The sequence below is a fragment of the Actinomycetota bacterium genome, from assembly GCA_030019255.1.
Classification (GTDB): Bacteria; Actinomycetota; Geothermincolia; order Geothermincolales; family RBG-13-55-18; genus Solincola_A.
The window spans coordinates 1-23,352 of record JASEFK010000022.1 but is presented as its reverse complement, the minus strand read 5'-3'; the positions used below and the strand labels follow the sequence as shown (position 1 = coordinate 23,352).

Sequence of the window (23,352 nt, the reverse complement as noted above, 5' to 3'; positions counted from 1 at the left end):
CTGGGGTTTTGCGCACGAATTGGGTCAAAGTCGAGGGTCAACTGTAGAAGATGAGCTGAACAAGCATCCGCCGGGTCTTGGAGCCCGGTTTTCCTCTTCCTCCCCATGGCATGGGCAGCTTTAAGGAACAAGAATCCGGCCGGGGTATGAAGGCCCCGGCCGGACGTCGATTTTTCCTATCCTCTCAATGGTCGCGCTCGGTCCCCTCCAGGGGCACGAAGCGGTCCTTGAGCTTCTCCACCACCGCGGGCATGGTGGTGTACTCCATCTCGTCCAGCGGGAGGCGGTGCGGCTCGAAGGGACCGTGCTGGCGGTAGTAGTCGGCGATCTCCAGCGCCCTGCGGCGCGCGTTGTCGTAGCTGGGATCGGCGAACATGTCCCGCGGACCCACTAGCTTTCCGTCTTTGAGCTGGAAGCCCAGAGCTACCACGCGGGGCGGGCCGTCGAAACGGGTGGGGGTGTCCCAGTCGGTGCCCACGGGCATGAAGGGTCCGTGATGGCTTCCCCGCATCCAGCCGGCCACCGTGTAGGGGAAGGCGAAGGGCTCCAGGACCTCTCCCACGGCGGGAAGCCCGCTCTGGCAGCGCACGGCCATCACCGGGTCATCCTTGCCAACGTAACGACCGGCCATGAGGAAAAGGCGCTGGGTGGAGGTCACGGCCACCGGCTCGTCGCTGCCCTTGCGGAAGACGTGCTTGATGACGTAGCGGGACGGCGCCCCGATGAACACCAGCATGTCGTAGAGCTCCTCCGGGCAGCTGAAGATGATCTTCTTCTCCTCGATGAGGTCGTGGACCTCGAAGCGGAAGCCATCGTGCATGGAAGGGTCGATGACCAGGCCGGCGGTGTTGAAGGGATCGGCGAACATCTTGTACAGCGGGAAGTTCCAGGAACCGGGCTCCGTCTTGTCGGCCAGGAAGCAGATCACCGGCTCGGACTTGCGCTCCTCGAACTCCATCTCCGCAAAACCCGGTCCCATGCCCCTCAGGTTCCCGGAGAAGGCATCGGTCAAAAGGTCCTGCCCCGCCCCGTACTGCCCGAGCTCCCTGGCGATCTCGGTGACCGCCTCGAAGGTCTCCCAGGCGAAGCGGTGTATCTCCTCGCTGTCCGGACCTTTTTCGTGGGTCATGATCAGGGCGATGTCGTCGCCGCACTTGGCCTGGCAGTAGTCGATGATCAGACCCTTCTCCTTGGCCTCCGCCAGGGCTTCCCGCGCCCGGCTGAGCATGGCCGGGTGCACGTCGGAGTGACCGACATACCCCCCTACGTCGGCCTTGATTATGCTCAACGTCACTTTCATCTACCCTACCTCCTTCCGATCCTTTACCGTCCTCTTCCCGTCATGTCCAGCTGGCTCCGGGTTCACGGCTTCTACAGCCGCGCCCCAGGCGAAATTCCCATCCTCCCCTTCTATTGAGAAAACGGACATCGGGAACCATCCACCATTCAAGCAGCACAATCGCCATTATAATAACTATGCGCTATTATTTCAAAAGCCTGCCTCCGACGAGAGGGTTCGGTACCGCTCCACCGGAGGCCCGGTTAAAGGGGAACGTAAAACAGGACCCCGATTCTTCAAGGGACGCCATGGATGCTTACGCCGGTTGGCCGGGAAAGCGGCGGTGGTTGAACCACGGGAAACGTAAACCATGCGGTCGATCACGGGAAGTGCGGGATGAAGCGCCGCAGGAATGGTAGCCGAAGGCGGCGGTAGAAAAGCGGCCAGTGCCTCCTAAGACGATCGTTGCTCGCCACTAGGCGGAAGGAAAAATTGGAAACCAGGGATAAATCCGTCGACTGGCACTGCCTGGAAGTCCCGGAGGTTTTAAACCTCCTGGGAAGTTCTACCTCCCATGGTCTCTCCGAGGAGGAAGCGGCTGCCAGGCTGCACCGATATGGCCACAACCGCATCCGGGAGGAGAAACCCCCCCATCCCCTGGTTATCTTCCTCGACCAGTTCCAGGACTTCATGATCTACGTGCTCCTCGCCGCGGCCTTGGTCTCCGGCCTGGTACTCCGGGAATTCCTGGACGCCGCGGTGATCATGTTCATCGTGGTGGCCAACGGTATCCTGGGCTTCATCCAGGAGTACCGCGCGGAAAAGGCGCTGGAGAGCCTGCGCAAACTGAGCGCCCCCACCGCCAGGGTCATCCGGGAGGGCAAGGAAAGGTTGATCCTCTCCCACGACCTAGTCCCCGGGGATGTCATCCTCCTGGAGGCCGGCGACCGCATCCCCGCCGACGCCCGGGTGCTGGAATCCCATGGCCTGCGCGCCGACGAGGCCTCCCTGACCGGGGAATCGGAGAGCGTGGAAAAAAGGCCGGAGACCCTGCGGGGGGAGGACCTCCCCCTCGGCGACCGCCTGAACATGGTCTTCACCGGCACCCACATCGTGCACGGCCGGGGCACCGCCGTGGTGGTGGAGACCGGAAGGAAAACCCAGCTGGGCCGCATCGCGGAGATGATCGGGGAGGCGGAGGAGGAAAGAACCCCCCTGCAGAGGGAGCTGGCCAGGACGGGGAAGCGCATCGCCCTCCTGTGCCTCGCCGTCTGCGCGGTGGTCTTTATACTAGGCAGTCTGCGAGGCCAGGAGTGGTCCGAGATGTTCCTCTTCTCGGTGAGCCTGGCCGTGGCCGCCATACCCGAGGGGCTGCCGGCCATCGTGACCATCGCCCTGGCCCTGGGGGTGCGACGCATGGCCGAGCGCAACGCCCTCCTGCGTCGCCTTCCCGCGGTGGAGACCCTGGGCTGTGCCGACGTCATCTGCACCGACAAGACGGGCACCCTAACCCGCAACCAGATGGAGGTCCAGGAGATCCACGTCCCGGAGAAGCCCCCGCTGAGGCTCACGCAGACGGAATCCGGTCCGGTGAAGGAGAATCCCGGCCTCCAAGCCCTCCTGGCCACCGCCGTCCTCTGCAACGACGCCCGGGAACAGGAAGGGGAATTCCTGGGCGAGGGTACGGAGGTGGGGCTCCTGCGCATGGCCCTCGACCTGGGCTTTTCACGGGAGAATGCCGCGGCCCTCCATCCCCGGGTGGAAGAGATCCCCTTCGAGAGCGAACGCAAGATGATGAGCACCATCCATGCCCTCTCCGAAGAGGACGGCACCCCATTCCCCCTCCCCCTCAGAAAATCCCCCTACATCCTCCTCTCCAAGGGGGCCCCGGAAGCCATCCTCGACCGCTGCGACCTGGTTCTCACCCCGGAGGGCCTCCGGGAGCTCTCCGGAGAGGAACGTGGACGCTATAACCGACTGGCCGAGGACATGGCGGAGCGGTCACTGCGCACCCTGGCCTTCGCCTGCCGTCCCCTGGAAGAAATACCTAGGGATGTCCCTTTGGAGGGGCTGGAGAGGAACTTGGTCTTCCTGGGCATGGTGGGCATGATGGACCCCCCGCGGCCGGAGGTCTTCGAGGCCCTGGACAAGTGCCGGCGCGCCGGCATCCGGGTGGTGATGATCACCGGCGACCACGCAGCCACCGCTCGGGCCATCGCCCGGGAGCTCGACATCCTCACCCCGGGAAAGGATATGGTTACCGGCGCCGAGCTGGCGCGCATGAGCGAGGAGGAGCTCGCGGAACGGGTGGAGGACATCGCCGTCTACGCGCGTGTCTCCCCGGCGGACAAGGTGAAGATAGTCCGGGCCTGGAAGAGCCGCGGCAAGACGGTAGCCATGACCGGGGACGGGATCAACGACGCCCCGGCGCTCAAGAACGCGGACATCGGCGTGGCCATGGGCATCACCGGGACGGACGTGAGCAAGGAAGCCTCGGACATGGTCCTGGCCGACGACAACTTCGCCACCATCGTCAACGCCGTGGAGGAGGGGCGCGTCATCTACGACAACCTGAAGAAGTTCATCTACTTTCTTCTCTCCTGCAACATGAGCGAGGTGGTGACCATGTTCCTGGGGATGCTCCTGGCCTCGGTCACCCCCCTGCGGGCGGTGCAGGTCCTTTGGATGAACCTGGTAACCGACGGCTTCCCGGCCATGGCCCTGGGAGTGGACACCCCCGCACTCGACGTCATGTCCCGCCCCCCGCGGGACCCTTCCGAGGGCATCCTCTCCTGGGGAAAGCAGGCTCATATCATCCTACAGGGCACCATCCTCTCCATGGGGGCGCTGGCCGCCTTCCTCGTATCCCGCTACGTGATGTTCCCCTCCCACCTGGCCATGACCCAGACGGTGACCTTCACCACGCTGGTCTTCTCCCAGCTCCTGCACGCCTTCAATTCCCGCTCCGAGACTCTCACCCTGGCGGAGATGTCCGTGACCGACAACCGCGTCCTGCTGGCTGCCCTGGCCGCCTCCGCGGGCCTGCAGGTGCTGGTGGTGACCGTCCCTCCGGTGATGCGACTCTTCGGCACCGCCAGCATGGGCGCCTCCGGGTGGGGCCTGGCCCTGGCCTGCTCCCTCCTGCCGGTGGCCGTCATCGACCGACTGAAGGTCCTCAGGCGAAGGTGAGGACGGAGGAAAGCAGCTCTACTCGGCGGCGGGCTGGAGGGCGCCCTCGGTGTAAGTGCAGTTGGGGTCCCAGAGAAGCCATTCGTCGATCCCCAGCTCGTAGCAGGCGCGCATCTGGGCCTGCACTTCGGTCGCTCCATAGATGACCCGCAGGGAGAAATCCTGCAGCCAGGGGCGCAGCCGGCAGCCCGTACCTTCCAGCTTCTTCTGGAAGTCCACCAGGCTCATGTATACCGTGTCATGGGGATTGGATTCCGGGTCCCGGATTTCGTATTCGCCCGGGTTATAATGCGAGGGATAAACCATGGGCGAGAGGTAATCCAGGTAGTGGGCCATGGCCGTGACGTCCTGCCCGATGCCCATGGTCCCCTGGTGGGAGCCGGTGAGCCCGAAGACGTCAGCGGAGAAGACCACCCCCATGGGCTTCAGGCCCTCGCGCATGTACCTGAGGAAATCAACGATGGTCTCCTCCTTGCTCCGCCCGTCGTAGGCGGGAAAGACGCAGGTGGTGACGTCCCCGTCGGAGGGGAAGCGCACGTAATCCAGCTGGATCTCCTTGAAGCCCTTGCGGGCCGCCTCCTGGGCCAGGCCCAGGATATAATCCCATACCTCGCGGTTGTAGGGATCCAGCCACTGTCCCTTTCCCCAGAGGCCCCCGTTCGAGGAGTGCACGGCTAGGTCCTTGCGCTTGGAGGCCACTATGGGGTCCTTGAAGCAGACGATGCGGGCAATGGGGTAGATGTCGTTGTACCAGCACTTGTCCATGACCCGCTCGATGTCCACCCCTCCCCGGGTGAGATGGCTCCCCACCTCTTCCGCCAGCGGGACCTGGCTGGGATAAGCCACCAGCCCGCTCTCGTCCTTGACGTCGATCTGGAGCCCATTGAGCTCGGTCCTCTTGACCAGGTCCACCATCTTCCGGAAGAGATCGAGGTTGGCGGCCACCCAGATGGATACGTGCGCCCCCTTGACCTTCGGAGGAGGAGCCGTATCCACCAACGCCTCGCGCCGGTTTCCCGCCGCGTCCACAGCTATCAGCCTCACCGAAGTAAATTTCTCCCGGTTCACCTCCACCCGGAAGGACCCGTCCTCGGCTAGCTTCTCCCTCCTGTCCTCGAGGTAAAGGGAGGTGGCTCCATCCGCCCTGCCGGTGATCACCGTTATCCCGTCCTCGCGGAGCTCCCACCCCTCGACCTCCAGGCCGGGGGGCGTGTGGTCCACGGTGAATCTGGAAACGGCTTCCATCTTGTCCCCGACCATCACCTCCACCCGGTGTTCCCCGTCGGCAAGCTCCGCCACCAGGGTAAGGGCCTCGCCCTCCATGGACGCCTTTTCGGTGAGGTCCTCCCCGTCCACCACCATCCGGACTTCTTCCGGCCGAAGGTCCTTTTTCAGTTCCGCCCGGACGGTTACTGGCGACTCCGAGAGCAGCGCACCGCTTACCGGTACAAGCGATTTCACCGCCGGCTTACCACGCGCCAGGGTGAGGAAGAGGACCAGCAGTAAAAGCAGCGTGGCGCCGGCGATTCCCCACAGGGCACGAGGCGTAAGCCTTAAGCCGCGGCCCGTGCCCCCGCGCGCCATGGCCGTCCTGGCGCTGACGCGCTTGCCGGTTATCTTGGCACGGGGAAAGAGCCACGCGGCGAGCGAGCGGCGGGTGAAGATCCTCTTCCTGCGTCTATCGTAAACCATGTTTATACCCGATTATACGACGATTTCGCGACACGTTCAGTACAGCCGCAGGCGCCGGCCCCCCAGCTTTTCCCTGTCCACCCGTTCCTCCATGTGCTTGGGGATGGCCACCGTGAAGGGATCCCCATCGCTCACGTACCGCCTCTCGGGGTTCTCCATGAAGTACCGCAGCCAGGCGTAGAGGCCGCTGTCCGTGGTGTCCAGGGAAGGGTCCAGGGCCGGCACGCGCGGCAGGCCCAGGGGATCGAAGTTGCGGTCGCATGGAGCGGTAGCCGGGTTGCTCCCCTCCAGGAGAGCCGCGGCGAAGGCAATCTTAACCCCCTCGTATTCACCATAGCTTAGAAGGGAAGGGTCCTGGGGCTTCGACCCCTCCGGCAGAGCTATGCTGACCAGCTCGTAATCCGGCAGGTATTCCTTCACCAACCTGATGCTTCCCGCCAGTTCCTCGAGGACCTCGGTCTCGCTCAACTTGCCTAGCGGTACATGGTTGAGGGTGTGGCTTCCGATATCGTATCCGTGCTCCACCAGGTACCTGAGCTTGGCCTCCGCATATTCCCCCTGCCCAAAGAGCTGCGGGAGCACGAAGAAGGTGGCGGTCATGTTGAAATCCGGGTGCTCGGAGGCAAATTCTTCCATGATTCCCACGGCGCACCGGGGGTCGACGCGCAGCTCCCCGTCCTCCTCCACGTAGCGGAACTGGCTGGGGTCGGCATCGTCGAAGGTGATCACCACCGGCGTGTAACCGGGCTCCACGGTGATGTGGTTGGCCACCAGCTCCTTCAGACTTATGCACCGGTAACCCTGCTCGTAAAGGTATTCCAGGTCGGAGAGAAAATTCTCCGGCGTGCGCGACTGTCTTCCTTCCTCGCCGATGCGGTGATAGACCAGTATCATCACCGCGCCGAGCTCGTTGACCTTGAGGCGGTTGAGCTCGCCGTCGCTGAGCCTGGCGCCCCCCTGCAGGGACCGGAAATCGCCCCCGCTCCCGCCAGACAGGGAAAGGACCAGCACGATGATCAGGATTATTCCCGCCAGGACCCCCAGCAGGATGTAGAAGCGCCGCGTGAACCGCAGGCGGCTGCGCCTGGTCGCCGCCCTCCTTGCCGGCTTTTTCCCTCCCGCGGCCGACCTCCCTGCGGCCCTCCGCCTCGCAGCCGCCTTCCTCCCGGCCGCCCTTCTCCCGGCCGTGCTTCTGCTCTCCACAACCGGTGGACGTTCACCGTTCTCTCTTTCGCCCATCACCGCTCCCCTACCATGGCCACGCCTGGCCTTCCAGGGCCAAACGGGTCCCTTACCGTGCCGGCCCGGGCCATGACCTGAACCGCCTCCGGGCGTTTATCACGCCTTCCGCGGACGAAAATTTATATAAGTTTATCATCCACGGGCATGGGGTCCAATGAAAAAAAGCTCATCGCCCTGGGAATCATGGGTTTAGCAGAAAGCTGGACATGAGCGTGTAACGCAGGGAGGTTGGGGTTCAATCACGGCATTACACCACCGACGTGAGGACGTCCTGCTTCCGACACTTAAAATAGACCTCGTGGATCTTTATACCAACAGCGCGTCGCCGCCCTCTAAACCTCGTTGGTCCTTACACCAACTGCGTGTCCCCGCCCTCCACCCCCCGCTCCTTCAGTTAAGCGGGCTCTCTCCGCAACCCGTTTGCCTTTTTCCTTCAAGGCCCCAGGGATATACCTCCCCTGGCGTTTTCCCGGCAACATTCTCGCCCTCGCGGCCTCAACCGGTCCTTCTTCCCGCTCAGGGAATCTCCACCACCATGCGGGTGTCGGTGGCCTTGATGCCCTCCACACCGTGCAGGCCGGAGATGACCACCTCGGAAATGCCCCGAGCGTCCTCGGAGTCGAGCACGGCGATGATATCGTCCGGCCCGGTGACGCAGTAGACCTCGGAGACGGCTTTCATGGCAGATATCTTGTCCAGCACCTCGCGCAGCCTCCCCGGCTCCACCTTGATGAGAACGAAGGCCTTCATGTTCTCACCTCCCCACTTGACGTCCCGACTTTGCCGTATCTTCGCTCACGTCAGCCATATCGATGCCGCCTGTGCGAATCCCATCGCCCGAGGCTTGGTTTTCATACTCCGCGACCGGGATTTTGCCGATATTTTCCATCCGTTACCATGCCACTCGTCCGTACCCCATCGTGCGGGACCACGTTCATGTTCCTGTACCGGGATTTTATCTATATTTTACATGTATTTATGTGTAAACTTCACAGTGACTAAACCTGCCCATGATGTTTTCGGGTCCGGATAACGATGGTTTATAATCCTCCTAGGAGAAGAATAACGTGGGGATGTAGCTCAGTGGGAGAGCGCCTGCCTTGCAAGCAGGAGGTCGGCGGTTCGAATCCGCTCATCTCCACCAGACAAGACGCCTGGTCGGAGCGAAATTACCCCGGCCAGGCTGCTTTTCCTTTAATCGCTGCAGGCTACGACCGGCGATCGGCCCGTTGCAATTCCGCCTTGAGGCCACTTGATCCTTCGCAAGAGTGGCCGATAGTATTTCCTGTGAACCCCCGTTTTTTGAACCCGGCATGCACTAAAATGATGCCTTTTCCCCGGTTACGGAAATCGCCGGGAGGATGGCAGTGGCAAGGTAGCCCGAAACGGACACACCCGCTCGAATATGAATATCCACGTATGGCAAGCCGCCGGATCTGTGGAGATAATCAGGAAAAGGCCCACGTCAGGGAGGTGCACAATGGGCGGGAAAAGACAGGAGTGTTCCTTGCCGGAATCGTTGGAATCCTCGTCATCCTCCTCCTGGTCGGAACCGTGGCCGGTTGCGGATCCAAGAAGGAGAGCGGGGAGCCGGAAGCGGTGCAGGGCGGAGAAGGAGCCGCGGTAACCGAATCCACGCCTCAGTCCTCGCAGCCCGGGAATTACGTGTTTTCCACCACCGTGAGCACGGACACCAAGACCGAGACCTTCCAGGTGACCACGACCTCGTAGGTACTCCATTACAACCTAATCGGGGGAGAGGACGCATCGGTTACGATAACCATTTCCTCCCACCCGGAAGGCAAGATGCAGGCCGGGGCGAACGCCTTCGAGCCGGGCCTCCACCAGAAGACCATCTACCTGCCGCCCGGAACCTATTATATGGAAATCCTTCCCAGCAATTGCACCGTTGAAGTGAAAGTGGAAGATTGAGTGGAGGGCTGGGAGAGGGGGTGCGCGACTTATCACTCCCGGGGTGACGAGGCCCGTACCTCCTCACTTTTTAGACAGAGATCAACCTAAATCCGTGTCCAGAGAAAGCAGGCGCACTTTAGAGGCTTTGTCATACTCGGGTATAAAGTTGGCTGGTAGCGGAGAAAACCAAAAGTAGATGGTCCGGGCGCATTTTAAGGGCTTTGTCATAATTGGGTTAATCCAATTATTTCCATTCGGGAGGTTGAACCATTGAAGTCTGCGCTCCCAGAGGCCGCGGTTCCACCTCCTTTCAGAATATGGTTCTCACACCAAGCCAAAAAGCAAGCGGAAACCGAGGGGCAGGGTATTCTCACCGAAAAAACGGAGTCGAAAAACCTCGAGTTTATGGCCTTCCTTCCCGCTTCGGGGACCTTCTTTCGCGAAAAATGTCCCTCCTCAGGTTGCCGAAGGCGTCGAAGCTCACCGCCAGGGTGAGCAGCAGGGAAAGGACGGCGGTCAGCGCCACGCAGACGAAGATGGCGATAACGATGGCGATCTGGTAGCGCACCGCGAGCAGGGGGGGTTCCCCGCTTAATATCTGGCCGGTCATCATGCCCGGCAGAAAGACCAGCCCCATGGTGGCCATGTTGGCCAGGGCGGGCTTCAGGGCCAAGGCAATCCCGTCGCGCAGGTAGGGCGCCAGGGCCTCGTAACGGGTGGCCCCCGCCGCCAGAAGGTACTGGTACCTGCCCTCGTCGCGGCCGATGCTCCTGTAGAAATCCCCGATGCCCACAATGACGCCGCCCAGGGAGTTTCCCAGGAGCATTCCGGTGATGGCCACTGCGTACCTGGCCTCGAGAAAGTCGGTCAGGCGCAGGACCAGCCCGTTGAAGTAGAGGAGAACCGGCAGCGAGGAGAGAAGAAAGGCGAGGAAGACCAGGCCGGCATACCTTCCGTATCTCAACCCCGTGGTGCCCACCACCGAGAAGGCCGCGAACATTATCATGGCCAGGAGCCAGGCCGCGGTGAGCAGGTGGTTATTCCACTCGAAGATGTAGACCAGGAACGCCCCCACCAGCAGCAGCTGGACGGACATCCGGGCCGCGGACCAGAGCAGCGTCCTCGCCATCCTCACCCTGAGCAGAACGAAAATGGCGAGCGGGAGGGCCAGGAGGAGAAAGGACAAGCCCAGGGCCGGCCAGGAGATGTTCTGGGCACCCATCTCAATCCCCCAACCTTACGACCCTCATCCCTCCCACCTTGAGCCAGGTCACGTCGTGGGAGACAGCCAGGACGGTGGCGGACTCCATGGAGGCGAAACGGCGCGCGATCCTTTCCTTCATCCGCGGGTCCACCGCCGAGGTGACCTCGTCGAGGAGAAAGACATCCCTCCCCAGGGAAAGCGCCAGGGCCAGCGCCAGGCGCTGCCTTTCCCCTCCCGAGAGGTCGGTCATCCCCTTGTCCAGGATCCCGCGGTCGAGCTCCAGCCACTCCATGGCGGCGGCGAAATCCTCATCCATGTGCGCCCTGCCCCGGTTGGCCCTGAGGGCGAAAACCCCGGCCACGAAGTCCCCGGCCTTCCCGCGGGAGAGGTCCAAGTCCTGGCTAACGTAGGCTATCCTGCGGCGAGCTTCCCACACGCTCCCCGGGTCAATCCTGCGGCCCTCGAAATACACGCAGCCGGAGGAGGGAAGAACGAAGCCCAGGAGCATCCTGAGCAGGGTGGATTTCCCCACCCCCGACTTCCCGTAAACCAGGACCTTCTCGCCCCTTCTGACCTCCAGCCGAAAATCCTCAAGGACCCTCTGCCCGCCGGGCGTGAAACTCACCTTGTCGTAGAGGATCATCGCTTCCTGCCTCTCTCGAATCCCCGTCGCCGCACCGGGACGCAACGCCTCATTCCCGACCATCTCCTTGGCCATCCTCCCTGCCTTGCTCTTGGTCATGCATTCCGACTCTCTACTCATCGCCACGCTCGCTGCGACCATTACGCCGGCCGTCCCGAGCTCCTCCTGTTCAGGTTTCCGGTTCACCGCAACGCCTGCTGCAACTCCGCCACCCGGCATAACACCCTCACCATGTCCGCGTGTTCAGGTCCCCAGCCCACCGCAACGCATTCCCTAACTTCAGGGGCAGCTGCGGACATACAGGGAGCGGGAATTCGGGTCCCCGGTCCACGACAACGCCTGCTGCAACCCACGGCTGCCAGGCCAGCTCGGGACAAATCTTCCAAGCATGTGCAACTGCAATCTCGCTTTTTTATTATGCCTCGTCAATTGATGCCGGAACCTCGTAGCTACTTCACGCACACGAACTTTTTTCGTGTAGGCCACCACTCAATCCCATTCATTTACTCTCGTCCAGCACCTCCTTAACCAGCTCCCGGATCTCGGAAAGCGACTTGGCCAGCGCTTTCTCACCCTTTTCCGCGGCCGTCAGATACATACATGTGCCGGCTCTTCGCACGTGCCACCTCTCACTGCCACTCATCCGCCTCCCTCCAGCACCTCCTTAACCAGCTCCCGGATCTTCTCCAGGGAGTCGGCCAGGGCCCTTTCGCCCTTTTTCGTGGCCCGGTAATATTTCCGAACCTTGCCCCCCACTATCTCCCTTCGGGACTTGAGCAACCCCTGCTCCTCCATGGAGCGCAGCATGGGATAGAGGGTTCCCGGGCTCAGCCGGTAACCGTGCCGACCCAGCTCCTCGATGAGCCATAGCCCGTAGACCGGTTCCTTCGAGGCGTGGTGGAGGATGTGGATCTTGATGAACCCGAGGAAGAACTCCCTCTCCATCGAACGCATGTTATCCTCCTTCGATATCGTTTAACGATAGCAACCTTTCAATCCGGATGTCAACCCCGCTCAGCTCATGCGGGAGATCAATTCCATCCAGAGGAAGCTTTACAAGACGGTGGGCTTCGGGTTGTCCGGCCAGTCCGCAGAAGCAGGGCAAGAAGCCGTATATTTCGAGTATACTTTAAATTGGCGCAACGGGTCCCGCCGCCGTACGGCGGCGAGAAGGCGGGGGAGTTCCTCTCCCGCGCTGCCAGGTCCTAGGAAAGGAAGTACCGGTCGGTGAGCCTGGGCTGGGACTACCGTTTTCCTGGGGAAGAGGATGGTGGGGTCCGCCCTCGTCTACCGCAAGGCGGTGATCTATGCGGTCTTCTTCGAGGTGATGCGAGCGGAGAGGACGGGCAGGATGGCGGACCTCTCCTCCCGCAGGGACTTCCGCGACTCATACCTCATTTGCGAAGAACCTGACGATAGACAAGTTGCGTTTTTTGTCATCTCCACCAGCCTGGAGGAAAGTTCGAGATTTTCCTCGCATCCTTTCCACCTGTTCCCCTTGCATCTCGCGAGCCTTCAATCTCTCTTCCTTCGGGAACTCCTCTCCTTAACATATTTTTCCAATTTATCCTTATCCCGCAGGATATCCACAAACTCGGCCATCCTTAAAAACTCCATCGGTTTTACCAACTTTCGGACTCTGTTCCTGGTATGCTTTCCGCGGCAGGCAACATCGTGCATAGCTTGGACCAGCTCCACCCAGCGCTCTTGGTTGCCCTCCCCGGTTATCGGAGCACTCGGAGGGGCGAAAGCCTCGTCCGCAAAGCACATGGCCAACCGAGCCCATAAAAGAAGGAAATCGGGCGTGAAGGACTCTCGAAAAGCATGCAACTGCTTACGAGGCGCGCTCTCCATCAGAGCTTCCATATCCCGCAATCTTTCCCGAAAGAGAGATGCGAAAGGTTGCAACTCCTCGAAAGGCCGGGTCCGCGTGTCCCTTCTCGGGCGTTTTGCCCGTTTGAGTTCCGTCAACCTGGTGGATATCTCCTCAACCCCGGCTCCCGAGTTCAAAAGGCGCACGAGCTCACTCTTCTCCCTCCTGGAGAGGTTATACCTGGGGTTCTCGAGCAGTGGGAAAGCATCGCGGAAGACGCTGAAATTGGGCACCTTCCCGAAATCCCTTTTGATGGTCCTGCGGTCCCTGAAATAACGGCGAACCCGGAAGGCGTAGGAGAGGAGGCTGGCAGTTATATAGCTGCATTCCTGGACTTTCCGGGCCACCGGGTGGACCTTCCCGACGCCGTTTCTTACGAGAACATCGCCGATATCCCAGAGGTAATTTATGGCCACGTAAGCGGGCTCGCGGTTCCTCACGGCAAGACGGTAGCGGTTATTGAGAGGCGCGAGATCCTCAATGAGGCGCTGCAAGGATTTCTCGTCCATCCGTCTTCACCCTGATTCCGCCTATCCCCATCCGACACGCAAGCCACCAAAGCCGGCCAAGTTGCCTTGCTGGCGCGCATTCACCCGGTTTATGCCGTGCCTTATGCGAGAGGTGGTCTGCCGCCGAGGGCCGGGGCGTTCAATGGTTGTCTTAAGCTTTCCTTGCCCACACGATCGTCCGGATTCACGACCCACATCAGTACCCATACCAAGGGCATCAACGGAGATGCTCCCTCCACCGTCAGACCTCGCTCACCTCCTCCAGGTCAGCGCCGGCGTATCCGCACAGGCGCTTCTCCAGGCGGCAGGCGAAATCTATGAAATCGTCGAACATGGCCGTCCGGCTGCCCACCAACCTCCTGACCTCCGGCTGCAGCTTGTACCTGTTGTAAAAGGCATCCTTGTAGTGAGCGGCGATGATGGAGGCCAGATAGGAGGCGAGCCTCTCCGTCAACTTCAGCGCTCCCCGCCGGTCCCTGGCCACCCTCTCATCGAAGTCCGGGTGGTTGACGTAGATATTTATGGTGTCCTCGATCAGGCTGGAGCGGGGTATGCTGCCGTCGTCCTGGATGAGGGCGTCGAGGGAGGTATCGTCGAAGCGGACGGCAAAGCCGCTGCGGCGCCGGCGGCGACCGGAAAGCTCGCCGGGCTCTTCCACCACTTCCGTAGCTTCCCCACCCGGCTCCCCCGCGGTCTTTCCCGCCTCTCCGTCGCCCTCCCCCGGTTTGACCAGCTCCGTGTCCCCATCATCGCTCGCCGCCAGGCTGACTTCGTCCCCCTTCCCGAAAGCCTCCCGGAGGAGCATGCGGTCCTCCCTGGCCATCTCCTCCAGCAGTCTGGTGAGAAGGCTTCCCAGCCGCGTGAGGCTCTCCGCGCTGCTCGAGCGGGATATCCTGGTCAGGGCGGCATGGATCTCCTCCTCCATACTCGCTATCTCCTCGTAGATGGGCTTTCTTTTGCTGCTGCGCTTGAAGTCGGCGCGATCCAGTGTGGGCTCGAGGTTCCCGTTCATCTCGATGTAACCCACAAGATGCGGATGGGCCCATATCTTGCCCTTATAGGGGGACACGTTGAGGTAGGACTTCGTCCTCCTCACCTCCTCGATTCTCCTTCCCTTGTTCAGGAAGAGCGGTTGCTTGCCCGCGACCGGGGTACGACAGACCTTGAGGTGAACCTGGACGGGTCTGGGCAAGGTGATGGTAACCCCCCTTCTGTCGCGGATGCGCGATATCTCGCGGGTGAATTCCTCCCCGTCGAAGATGCTTATGTCGTAGGGCTTGCAGATGTAGGTGCGGCTTCCCTCCACCACCTGCAGATTCAGGCCTTTTCTCCTCAACAGGTGGTTGAAATGCAGTTCTATCTCCTTGACCAGTGCCTCGGGGTCGAGCTCTTTCCACCAGTCTCGCTCGAAGTCCTTGAGGATGACCATGGTTCCCGAGGGGTGGGGAAAGGAGCGGGAGGGCATCTCCTCCTCGTCCGCCACCTCGTTGGTGTCCCGCGGGATGACCATGCGCCAGGGATTTCCATCCCTGGTCTTGGTGATTATCTCCAGCTCCCGGCAGCAGGCCCGGAAGGCATGTACTCCGAAACCGAACTGGCCGTTGGTCCAGGGTTGGGCCTTCTTGTCGGAACAACCAACGTATTCCACGATGCGGGCCAGCTTGTCACGGGTCATCCCCCGGCAGTTGTCGTAGACCGTGACACGCCGGTTCTTCGGCTCGATCTCGGCGGTGATCTCAATGGGGTAAGGGTACCGGCCCTCGTTTTCGTAAAAATATTCCGCGTCGTCCAGGGAATTGTCGATGTATTCCATGATCACGCGGGTGGCGCTCTGGTACATGCCGGCGATGTTGCGCAGCAGTTCCTTGGGGTCGGGGATGTTTATCCTCCTGGGCATGACTGCTCCTCGAGGAGGCCTATCCTGTTCTGACCGTACTTTCCAGCTCCATTAAACCCGCCCTGCAGTTTATCAATATTTATGTCTATGATTCACCAAAGGTGATAGTAACACCCGGCGATGACACCCGGCCAACAGAACGGCAATCCATGACCCCGCCGTTCACTTATTCAATACATTGAGTAAATTTACTCAACCCTCGTATCCCACCAGGTCGGGAGGACAGTAGGACAGCAGATGGCCTTCCCTCCTGACCCTGCTCACCGCTCCTTCCGGACAGTGGGAATAACACTGCCCTCAGCCGTGGCATTTCTCCTGGTCCACGACCACCTTCCCGTCCTCGACCCTCATGGCCCCGAAGTGGCAGCGCTCCAGGCAATTCCAGCCGCAATCATCGGGACCCACGCAGACGGAGGGGTCCACACAGGCGAAGTTATATCCCGGGTGGAAGACCCGGTTGCCCCTCTTCCTCTGGTTGCGCAGGGGCACGCAGTAGGAGGGGTGGCAGTGGCAGTAAGAGATGAGGAATCCATGCTTTTCCCGGCATCCCCAGGCGGTGAGCACCCTTCCCCGGTCATGCCAGAAGCGGGCCAGGTCGGCGAGCTCTTCGGCCGAGGTATGCCGATACTGCCGGGGGTAGACGTAGAGGTGCCCCTTACCCCATTCGCCGATCATCACGCAGGTCCGGTTGGGGTCCTTCCCCTCCACCAGGCTGTCCTCGAACAGGTCGCTCCCATGCCGGCATTCGCAGGTGCCCAGGGCCATGGGGTGGCCCTCCCCCTCCAGGCGGCGCAGCATGTGCTCCACCTCGTCCGGGTCCAGCACCTCCCCGTGGATGAGGGGAAGGACCACGCGGTTGGCCAGCCGGTCGACGAACCAGTCGGTTATCCGGTAGCGGTAGAGCCAGTCCGCGTCGGTCATCTTCCCCAGCACCTTCATGACCAGGTACTCGTACTTGCTCCCCACGATGTTGAAGGGAAAGGGAATGCGAGCATGCAATCTTAAACCGTGATCGACATGGGCGACGAACATAATCCCTCCCTGCTTTATTCAATCCTGATTATGACAACAATTTCATATATCCTTTTCTGATTACCTGGGCCATCCGCTTGCGCCTCTCCTCGAGAAATTGTTTAAAGTCCATCTCATACCAACGATCTGGAAGAGCATGCCATTCATACATCTCCTTCAGCTCGTTCTCAGGGAAGCGCTGCTCCATTTTCGGGACATATTCTCTCGGCGACATATTGGAAATATCGATGTTGTCCTTCCACTCTAAAAGAGTGTAATTGGCGACCTGGTTGACCAGCCTCTTATCCGTTATCCCTATGGATTTCAGATAATCCCTTGGAAACAAATGGTGCCGCTCAAGCGCTTCTTTCTTAGGATTAACCGTTGGATCGAGAAGCTGCGACACCTTCATGTTCGAGTAAAGTGCCTTCGCGTCTAAAAGACATAGGGCGGCAAAGTAGGCGAATTGACCCGTGCTGATAGGCGATGCCGTCTCCAGTTGATTGGGTAAGGTTACATCCCAGAAATCGTTAGTCAGAACCACGTTAATCTGTTGGTCTAATGTCTCAATGAACCCTTCTGGGGTGCTTAAACCAGCCAGTAAAGCCATATCTTGCTCCATGCGTGTTTCTGGAGAATCCGTATACCTCCCGGTCAAGGAAGCCATGAAAAACCAGCGCGCCATCAACTTACGAAGTTCATGGTCATGTACTTTAAAATCACGTTTCCCTATAAGCCAAAGAGCATAGGTGTAAAGAATGGCGGTTTGGGAGGATATCACCTTGTCGCTGGGATACCCTGCGCACTTGATCACCTTAAAGAAATCGTGCCAATGCAGAAGATTCAAAGCATAGGCTTGCGCTTGGCGTAACACTTCGAACTGCCTATCACGCTGTTCGGACGAAAATTGCTTGGTCTGTAGATCCTTACCCCGCAGCAAGGAATAAACATGCTCAAGACGCGCTCTCCTGAATCCCAAGGCCACGCTTACTCGAAGCAATTGGTCGGGGTTCGGTCTCAGGTAGTGGTTAAAGGGAGAAGGCCCTCCATCTGTAGGGGGGCTTTTGGAGCGGCGGCAGAAATCCTCCAGCTCCGCCCTGCCTTCATCCCAAAAAACGGACATCAGGGTAAGGATGAAGTCTGCCTGATTTAGAGGAGTTCCCTTACTATTTATCCTCACAAAAATCTCCGCAACCTGATCTTCATCAACGGAAGAAGAAACCTCGAGAGCAGTCAGAGGGTAATCCATGAGTTTTTCCAGTCGACCTATGGCCTGTGCGATCTTGTCCTCTTCCACTTCCAAAACGTCTCGCTTCGACTTCAAACGCTGTAGAAAATTCTTAACAAAGCTGAAGGAACTTGTGGTGGGTTTCCAGATCTCACTGATGTCTGGAATCCATTCAGCGTCCTTCTCTATAGCGGGATTTGTCACCTCAAATTTTTCTTCCGAAGGTTTAAAGGCTATCCGTATGTAGTTTTTCCGGAAATCCTTTCCTATGATTGGCACCCCTTTTATAACCGCGTAAAGAGATGTAAGCCTTTGTTGTCCATCAACAATCAAAAGCAGGGGGACTTTCTGTTTTCCGTCCACCCCTATAGTCCTGTGATCGTCAGAGAAACCGTTTTCCCAGAAAAGCAGATAACCGATCGGGTAACCTCGGTACATGGAATCAAAAAGATCCCGTACCTTACTCGCCGGCCAGACAAAAGGTCTCTGTATGTCCGGCAGGCCAATCTCTCCAATATCAATGTCTTCAATCAACTTTTTCAAGGAATAATCGACCTTTTTAAAAAGCACCTCCGCCATTTTGCTCCCCCATTTTCCTAAGACTTTTCCATTCGTGATACTCACCGAACTCAACGCACAAGATAAATCTTATTTCCCGTTAGTGACATTCATTCGCCTTCTGCCTCGTTGTCAAGGGCGGGATAAGAATGTACCAAAAACGGCGGTTTAAAATTGTAGGTAGCAGAGTAAGTAAACGACACTTCTTGGCCTGACCAGCCCTCTTTGCCTTCGTCTTCGACTGTTCTCTCAGCCGGTAGCTGTCGCCCTTGATGTTGACGACATGGCAAAGATGCAGGAACCGGTCCAGGATGGCCGCGGCAAGGGTAGGATCCGAAAGGTACTCTCCCCACTCCCCCACCCCTTTGTTGGAGGTGATGATGACCGATCCTTTCTCGTATCTCGCCGAGATCACCTGAAAGAAGAGGTGGGCTTCAGCAGGCCCCATAGGGAGGTAACCCACTCGTCGATGATGAGGAGGGAGGGCGAGGAGAAGGCCCGCATGCTTCTCGCCGATGCGCCGGTGCGGGAAAGCCTCTCGATCATCTCTTTTAAGGTGGTGAAATAGGCCTTGTGCCCGCTCTTTATGGTCTCCACCGCCAGGGCGATGGCCAGATGGCTCTTGCCCACCCCGGCGGGCCTAAAAGCAGCACATTCTCCCGGCTCTCCACGAAACGCAGGGTGGCGAGCTCGGATATCACCCTGGGGTCTGGATCGGGAACGCAGGTGAAATCAAAGGAGGCCAGGGTCTTTGCCTGGGGGAGGTGGGAGAGGCGCATGAGCATAGTCTCCCTCTTGCGGGCTCGGGAGGAAAGCTCTTGGGATACCGTCTCTGAGAGGAACTGAGCAAAGGACCATCCCTCGGCCGTGGCGTGGGAGATGAGTTCCTCCAGCCCGGAGGCGGTGGCCTCCAGGCCCAGGGAGACGAGGCTATCTGTGATCTCCACCGGCCACCGCCTCGTAGACCGAGAGGTCCCTCTTTTCCACCTCGAAGGGCGAGAGTCCCATGCCCTGAAGCCTCTCCAGGTGCGTGAAGGCCTGCGCGGCCCCCGGGACCCCGCGGTAGTGCTCCTCCACCATGACCGTCACACCCAGACCCCGCTCCCTCCTTCTGTGGGCGCAGATCATCGCCCCCTCGCGGGAGAGGAGATGCACTTCGGTGGGGGTGGCACGCACCATGATCTCGGCTCCGGCATACTGTGCCGGCGCCGAGTAGCGGTTGCCCTCGAAGGAGACCCGGCATTCCCGGGACACCCGACGCACCTCCACCGTGGCATAGAAGAAGGGCTCGGGGGGCAGGGTCAGCAGGTGGGGCCGCTCCAGCTCGAAGCGGTCGTACGGCGCCCGGCCGGTGGTGGAGTGGACCCGAGAGCTGTAGGCGTGGTCCCAGGCGGCGATCTCGGCCGCCAGGTGCTCGACGTCCAGGAAGCTGCGGGAGGAGACGAAGCGCTTCACCGGGCCGATGAGCCTCTCCACTTTGCCCTTGGTCTGGGCGCGGTATGGCCAGCAGGGGTTGGCCTGAACGCCGTAGTAGGCGCAGAAGCGCAGCCATTCCTCAGCGAGTAGGGCTTCCTCGTCCCGCGAGCGGGGACGGATAACCACCGGTTTGAGGTTGTCCAGGAGGATCTCGTAGGTGACGCCGTCTATAGCGTAGAAGGTGTCGGTGAGCCCGCTGATGAGGGAGGTCCTGGTCTCGTCTGGGACCAGGGTAGTGCGCCTGAGGCGGGAGAACCCCAGCATGACGACTAAGAATACGATGTGGAGCCAGCCGGAGAGGAACTGCACCTTGAGCTTGCCGAAATCCGCCTGGGCCTGGTAGCCGGGCACGGTTTCGAAGCGCATCACCGCCAGGTTGGCCATCTGCTGCTTCCTCTCCCGCACGTAGTCCTTGACGATGGTGTAGGAACCGTCATATCCCAGGCCCTGCAACCTGTCGGTTACGAGGGAGGCCTCGAGCTTGGGGCGCATCTCCAGCCAGGTGTCGATCAGGAGCTTGAAGGGGTCCAGCTTGGAGGCTCTTTCCCTCTCCCTGGGCCGCGGCAGCTCCTCGGACTCGCAGAGCTTCTTGGCCGTGCGCCAGTCTATACCCAAGGCCAACCCTATGTCCTTGTAGCTCATTCCCTGCTTCCTCAGGGCTCGGGCGTTCACCCACCACTCCTCTCGGTACATGAAATCCCTCCTTTCGTTCAAAGGAGGGATTCTTCCTGCTCTTTCAACCTGCCTTCCGGCGATATCAACGCCATCATCACTCAAGCAAAGCAACTACATTTTTATCCCGCCGAATCAGGTACATTTTTACACCGTCGTTTACAATGGTCTACACCGGCGGGACCAAGGGACGCAGCAGGAGGATAACCCCCACCGGCCTCTTCGCCAACCGGGGCCACATTTACCTGGAGGCTTACTGCCACCTGGACAACACCAGCAAGTCCTTCCGTATCGACCGCATCATGAGCATGGAGGTCGAGACATAACTGAGATGCGATTCCTAAAATGCCCGCGAGATTTCGTCTGCCAAGAGTGAATAGGGAAAACCTACAATCCCCCGTGGGTAAAGCCCGGTAATTTAATCCAACATCTCCTACTCTTCCAAATCATCCTGATAATCGGGCTCTTCCACGATTATTTCCATGTCTTTTGCTACGCTTTTACCCATGGCTCTCTCGATGCGGCTTAGCAACGCATCCATTCTTTTTTGAAAAAAAAGCATCGAAATCGTTCTTCCTAAGTTCAACCGGGTCTATAACATGGGTTTGCAATATTTTATCCATGCGTGCTTCGCTTATATTGTTGTTCCTCTGCAATTTCTCGAGGTAAGCGCTGGGGGGATAGCCGCCGATTAACCTGTTCGTCTTGGCAGCAATGGCCGTCTTGTTCACGATGCTGTCATACTTCCTCCGGTCTATACCGTTCTTCTCGCACCAAGCTCTTGGAAAGATGTGATGGATGTCGATCCTTTCGTCGAAATACATCTGCAAATCGATAGGTTCACCCGTTCTGAACTCGAGACAGCCATCGCGCAGCAATAAGGCATACAAGCCCTTATAGGCAGCGCTGTTCCTGGTGCGCAAGGTTAGTAACCTCGAGGGCATGAAGTTGGCTTCCTTAACCGTGGTCGGCTCCTCCCCACCGTTTATCCATTCGATAACCTCGGGAAGATCCTTGGCGAACCGCGTTTCAATGGCACTTCCGTAAAGCTCACCGAATACCCCGCACCAATACCAGCGCGCTATTTTATTTTGCGCCGAATCGCTTTCCGCTTGCTCCCCGGCCAGCGCCAAAATCGCCGCTAAGGGTATCAGCTGCGTTTGATAAGGAAGATCCTGGGCGGAAAATATCTTTTGCTTGTTGATGAACTTCGCCGCCTTGATATAACCATTCTGTGCTTTATCGGCCCACTCGAGATATTCCTCGAGGCTCAACCGAAGAATATCCTTTCTCTTACAGGAAATGGCCGGGGCACGCTCTGGCTCCGTGCCATTTAGTTTCCTTCTTTTGAAGGTGGCCAGCAAGGTGACAGTTTGGAGAAAATCATCGTTCCTCATGCTGCTGAGCACCTCGTGTTTGCGCAGCTCTCTCCACCTTCCTTCCCAGTCTTCCCGGAGGTTGAAATTGTAAGCGGCATAAGTAGCGGTCAACAACTCGAAAACGGTAAGCTCCACCCCACCGGTATTCACTTTCTCGAAAACCTGGCATACCGCCTCTTTTGGCGTTTCTTTCCTCATCACTATAACGGGGATCTGATACTGCTCGAAACGTTTTATTATCTCCTTTTCAAACTCGTCGAAGAATTTTAGTTTCTCCTGATCATAGTTCCAATACTTGTTGTATCCGTGCCTCCAATCTGTGTAGTCAAATATTCTGTATAGTGGGAAGAGGCTATGCTCGAACTCTTTCTCGATATCCGAATAATCCATTTTCACCTCGCCGCGAAAATCTCGTACCTTCCTGTCATCGGGAAGACTTATTACGGCTTCCTCCATGTCGGCCGGGCGATCAAGTGCCCTCTTCATGTCGAGGTAATACCAGCGCTTGATTGGTTTCTTGCGGTCGTCCGTGGTTACAACCGGCTTTTGGGTGTAAAGGGCCAAAAACAACGACGTCAGGCGCTGTTGGCCGTCGAGAATCAACCTTTCCGGCTCCACCGCCCCATTAAGCTCCACACCTTCAAGCGGCCGGGGCTTGAAGTGTACATCCTCATTACCCGTCTGCATCATCATCACTGCGCCAATGGGATACGATAAGGCTACACTCGCCAGAAGACTCTTTATGTGGTCATCATCCCAAACCCAACCTCTTTGGAAATCGGGAAGCTGTATATTACCTTCGCTGATCTCCTGAAGGATGGCCGAGAGTGATTCCTTCGTGCTGTCGAACGTTGTAAGTGTCGGCATGAAGACTACCTCCTCCTTCCTTGTGCCCTTAGCAAGAGTTGCATGGTTCGCAAGGTATCATCCTCGTAATACTTTGATGATTTTCCGCAAAACTCTATTAAGTCTTTGAGGATGCCATTAAAATTCCACAGTTCGATGCCATATTCCTGTGCCTGCTTCTCTGCATCCTCGGTCCAGCCTTCCGCCACAATGACCTTTTTGTATTTCCCATGTTGAAAACCATATTGCTCGAGCTTCTCTTTAACCTCCGCTACTTCAAATTTTCTCCACTGGAAAAATCCTATGGTCATGCGCTGTTTCGGCGCCTCCACTCGCTTCTTGAGCTTCTCTTCCGAGAATTTATTCGCTGTCAGCTTGGAAAAGGATGCTGTTATGTGGACGCTGCATTCGATGTGATATTTTTCTCCACTCCTCGGGTCTATCGCTATAAGGTCTATTTCATACTGACCTTTGTCGCACTTGATGTTCGGAATGGTAGCCCACCCCTTGACGTAATTACAGTAGGACTCAACAATCTTCTCTGTGGTCTGCATTGCTTATCCCACGGTAAATAAGTTTAACTTTTCTCTACTCAATCAAACCTTAAATGGACTTAATCTGATTCCCTTGTAATTATAAATTTCACTATCGTGCTTATGATACTAGCTTGCCCTTATTTTTCTTAAGCTCATCTTCTACAGTTGCATTTCCAAAATACCAGGTAGATGGGCATTTTTGGG

Annotated in this window: 20 protein-coding genes, 1 tRNA gene and 1 pseudogene; 6 read left to right on the top strand and 16 right to left on the bottom strand. The window is 58.6% G+C overall.

The window, feature by feature from the left end; genetic code table 11:
• Nucleotides 1-184: 184 nt before the first annotated feature.
• Nucleotides 185-1,300, bottom strand: a complete 1,116-nt coding sequence (fbp, locus tag QME84_12455; protein MDI6875075.1) for a fructose-1,6-bisphosphate aldolase/phosphatase — start codon at nucleotides 1,298-1,300, stop codon at nucleotides 185-187.
• Nucleotides 1,301-1,771: 471 nt separating this feature from the next.
• Here fbp and QME84_12450 point away from each other — a divergent pair, with 471 nt between their 5' ends.
• Complete coding sequence (locus tag QME84_12450; GenBank protein ID MDI6875074.1) at nucleotides 1,772-4,468, top strand: calcium-translocating P-type ATPase, PMCA-type; 2,697 nt, start codon at nucleotides 1,772-1,774, stop codon at nucleotides 4,466-4,468.
• 18 nt (nucleotides 4,469-4,486) lie between these two features.
• On the opposite strand, the gene QME84_12445 is transcribed toward QME84_12450, so the two are convergent.
• The 3 genes from QME84_12445 to QME84_12435 form a co-directional block, all read right to left on the bottom strand.
• Entirely contained in the window at nucleotides 4,487-6,160 is a 1,674-nt protein-coding gene (locus QME84_12445) for a putative glycoside hydrolase (protein ID MDI6875073.1), read from the bottom strand.
• A gap of 36 nt (nucleotides 6,161-6,196) precedes the next feature.
• Nucleotides 6,197-7,399, bottom strand: a complete 1,203-nt coding sequence (locus QME84_12440; GenBank protein ID MDI6875072.1) for a polysaccharide deacetylase family protein — start codon at nucleotides 7,397-7,399, stop codon at nucleotides 6,197-6,199.
• A gap of 519 nt (nucleotides 7,400-7,918) precedes the next feature.
• On the bottom strand, nucleotides 7,919-8,152 hold the full coding sequence (locus QME84_12435; GenBank protein MDI6875071.1) for an Lrp/AsnC ligand binding domain-containing protein: 234 nt from the start codon (nucleotides 8,150-8,152) through the stop codon (nucleotides 7,919-7,921).
• A gap of 319 nt (nucleotides 8,153-8,471) precedes the next feature.
• On the opposite strand from QME84_12435, the gene QME84_12430 reads away from it, so the two are divergent.
• The 3 genes from QME84_12430 to QME84_12420 all read left to right on the top strand — a co-directional run bounded on the left by QME84_12430 (nucleotide 8,472) and on the right by QME84_12420 (nucleotide 9,334).
• A tRNA-Ala gene (locus QME84_12430) sits at nucleotides 8,472-8,546 on the top strand.
• A 356-nt stretch (nucleotides 8,547-8,902) separates the two neighbouring features.
• Nucleotides 8,903-9,133: a hypothetical protein gene (locus QME84_12425; GenBank protein MDI6875070.1), complete on the top strand. Its 231-nt coding sequence runs from the start codon at nucleotides 8,903-8,905 to the stop codon at nucleotides 9,131-9,133.
• Between the two features lie 75 nt (nucleotides 9,134-9,208).
• Nucleotides 9,209-9,334: a hypothetical protein gene (locus tag QME84_12420; protein MDI6875069.1), complete on the top strand. Its 126-nt coding sequence runs from the start codon at nucleotides 9,209-9,211 to the stop codon at nucleotides 9,332-9,334.
• A gap of 385 nt (nucleotides 9,335-9,719) precedes the next feature.
• Here the strand turns inward: QME84_12420 and QME84_12415 are convergent, their stop codons facing one another.
• The 8 genes from QME84_12415 to QME84_12380 form a co-directional block, all read right to left on the bottom strand.
• Nucleotides 9,720-10,538, bottom strand: a complete 819-nt coding sequence (locus QME84_12415) for an ABC transporter permease (protein MDI6875068.1) — start codon at nucleotides 10,536-10,538, stop codon at nucleotides 9,720-9,722.
• Nucleotide 10,539: 1 nt separating this feature from the next.
• Nucleotides 10,540-11,262: an ATP-binding cassette domain-containing protein gene (locus tag QME84_12410; protein MDI6875067.1), complete on the bottom strand. Its 723-nt coding sequence runs from the start codon at nucleotides 11,260-11,262 to the stop codon at nucleotides 10,540-10,542.
• A 400-nt stretch (nucleotides 11,263-11,662) separates the two neighbouring features.
• Nucleotides 11,663-11,806 carry a hypothetical protein gene (locus QME84_12405; protein MDI6875066.1) on the bottom strand — a complete coding sequence of 48 codons (144 nt, stop codon included), beginning with the start codon at nucleotides 11,804-11,806 and terminating at the stop codon, nucleotides 11,663-11,665.
• Entirely contained in the window at nucleotides 11,803-12,117 is a 315-nt protein-coding gene (locus QME84_12400) for a PadR family transcriptional regulator (GenBank protein MDI6875065.1), read from the bottom strand. The genes QME84_12405 and QME84_12400 overlap by 4 nt, the downstream gene beginning before the upstream one ends.
• A 561-nt stretch (nucleotides 12,118-12,678) precedes the next feature.
• Nucleotides 12,679-13,545: a hypothetical protein gene (locus QME84_12395; GenBank protein MDI6875064.1), complete on the bottom strand. Its 867-nt coding sequence runs from the start codon at nucleotides 13,543-13,545 to the stop codon at nucleotides 12,679-12,681.
• A gap of 241 nt (nucleotides 13,546-13,786) precedes the next feature.
• A complete protein-coding gene (locus tag QME84_12390) occupies nucleotides 13,787-15,442 on the bottom strand; it encodes an ATP-binding protein (protein ID MDI6875063.1) in 1,656 nt (551 codons plus the stop codon).
• Nucleotides 15,443-15,739: 297 nt separating this feature from the next.
• Nucleotides 15,740-16,474: a hypothetical protein gene (locus tag QME84_12385; GenBank protein MDI6875062.1), complete on the bottom strand. Its 735-nt coding sequence runs from the start codon at nucleotides 16,472-16,474 to the stop codon at nucleotides 15,740-15,742.
• 28 nt (nucleotides 16,475-16,502) lie between these two features.
• Nucleotides 16,503-18,260, bottom strand: coding sequence for a DUF262 domain-containing protein (locus QME84_12380; GenBank protein ID MDI6875061.1), 1,758 nt, complete (start codon nucleotides 18,258-18,260; stop codon nucleotides 16,503-16,505).
• A gap of 262 nt (nucleotides 18,261-18,522) precedes the next feature.
• Here QME84_12380 and QME84_12375 point away from each other — a divergent pair, with 262 nt between their 5' ends.
• A complete protein-coding gene (locus QME84_12375) occupies nucleotides 18,523-18,807 on the top strand; it encodes a hypothetical protein (GenBank protein ID MDI6875060.1) in 285 nt (94 codons plus the stop codon).
• A gap of 16 nt (nucleotides 18,808-18,823) precedes the next feature.
• On the opposite strand, the gene QME84_12370 is transcribed toward QME84_12375, so the two are convergent.
• A complete protein-coding gene (locus QME84_12370) occupies nucleotides 18,824-19,186 on the bottom strand; it encodes an ATP-binding protein (GenBank protein ID MDI6875059.1) in 363 nt (120 codons plus the stop codon).
• Nucleotides 19,170-20,429, bottom strand: a complete 1,260-nt coding sequence (istA, locus tag QME84_12365; GenBank protein MDI6875058.1) for an IS21 family transposase — start codon at nucleotides 20,427-20,429, stop codon at nucleotides 19,170-19,172. The genes QME84_12370 and istA overlap by 17 nt, the downstream gene beginning before the upstream one ends.
• 122 nt (nucleotides 20,430-20,551) lie before the next feature.
• Here istA and QME84_12360 point away from each other — a divergent pair, with 122 nt between their 5' ends.
• On the top strand, nucleotides 20,552-20,713 hold the full coding sequence (locus QME84_12360) for a WYL domain-containing protein (GenBank protein ID MDI6875057.1): 162 nt from the start codon (nucleotides 20,552-20,554) through the stop codon (nucleotides 20,711-20,713).
• 107 nt (nucleotides 20,714-20,820) lie between these two features.
• Here QME84_12360 and QME84_12355 read toward each other — a convergent pair.
• Nucleotides 20,821-22,633: pseudogene (locus QME84_12355) on the bottom strand (DUF262 domain-containing protein).
• Between the two features lie 5 nt (nucleotides 22,634-22,638).
• Nucleotides 22,639-23,166, bottom strand: coding sequence for a hypothetical protein (locus tag QME84_12350; GenBank protein MDI6875056.1), 528 nt, complete (start codon nucleotides 23,164-23,166; stop codon nucleotides 22,639-22,641).
• Nucleotides 23,167-23,352: the final 186 nt, after the last annotated feature.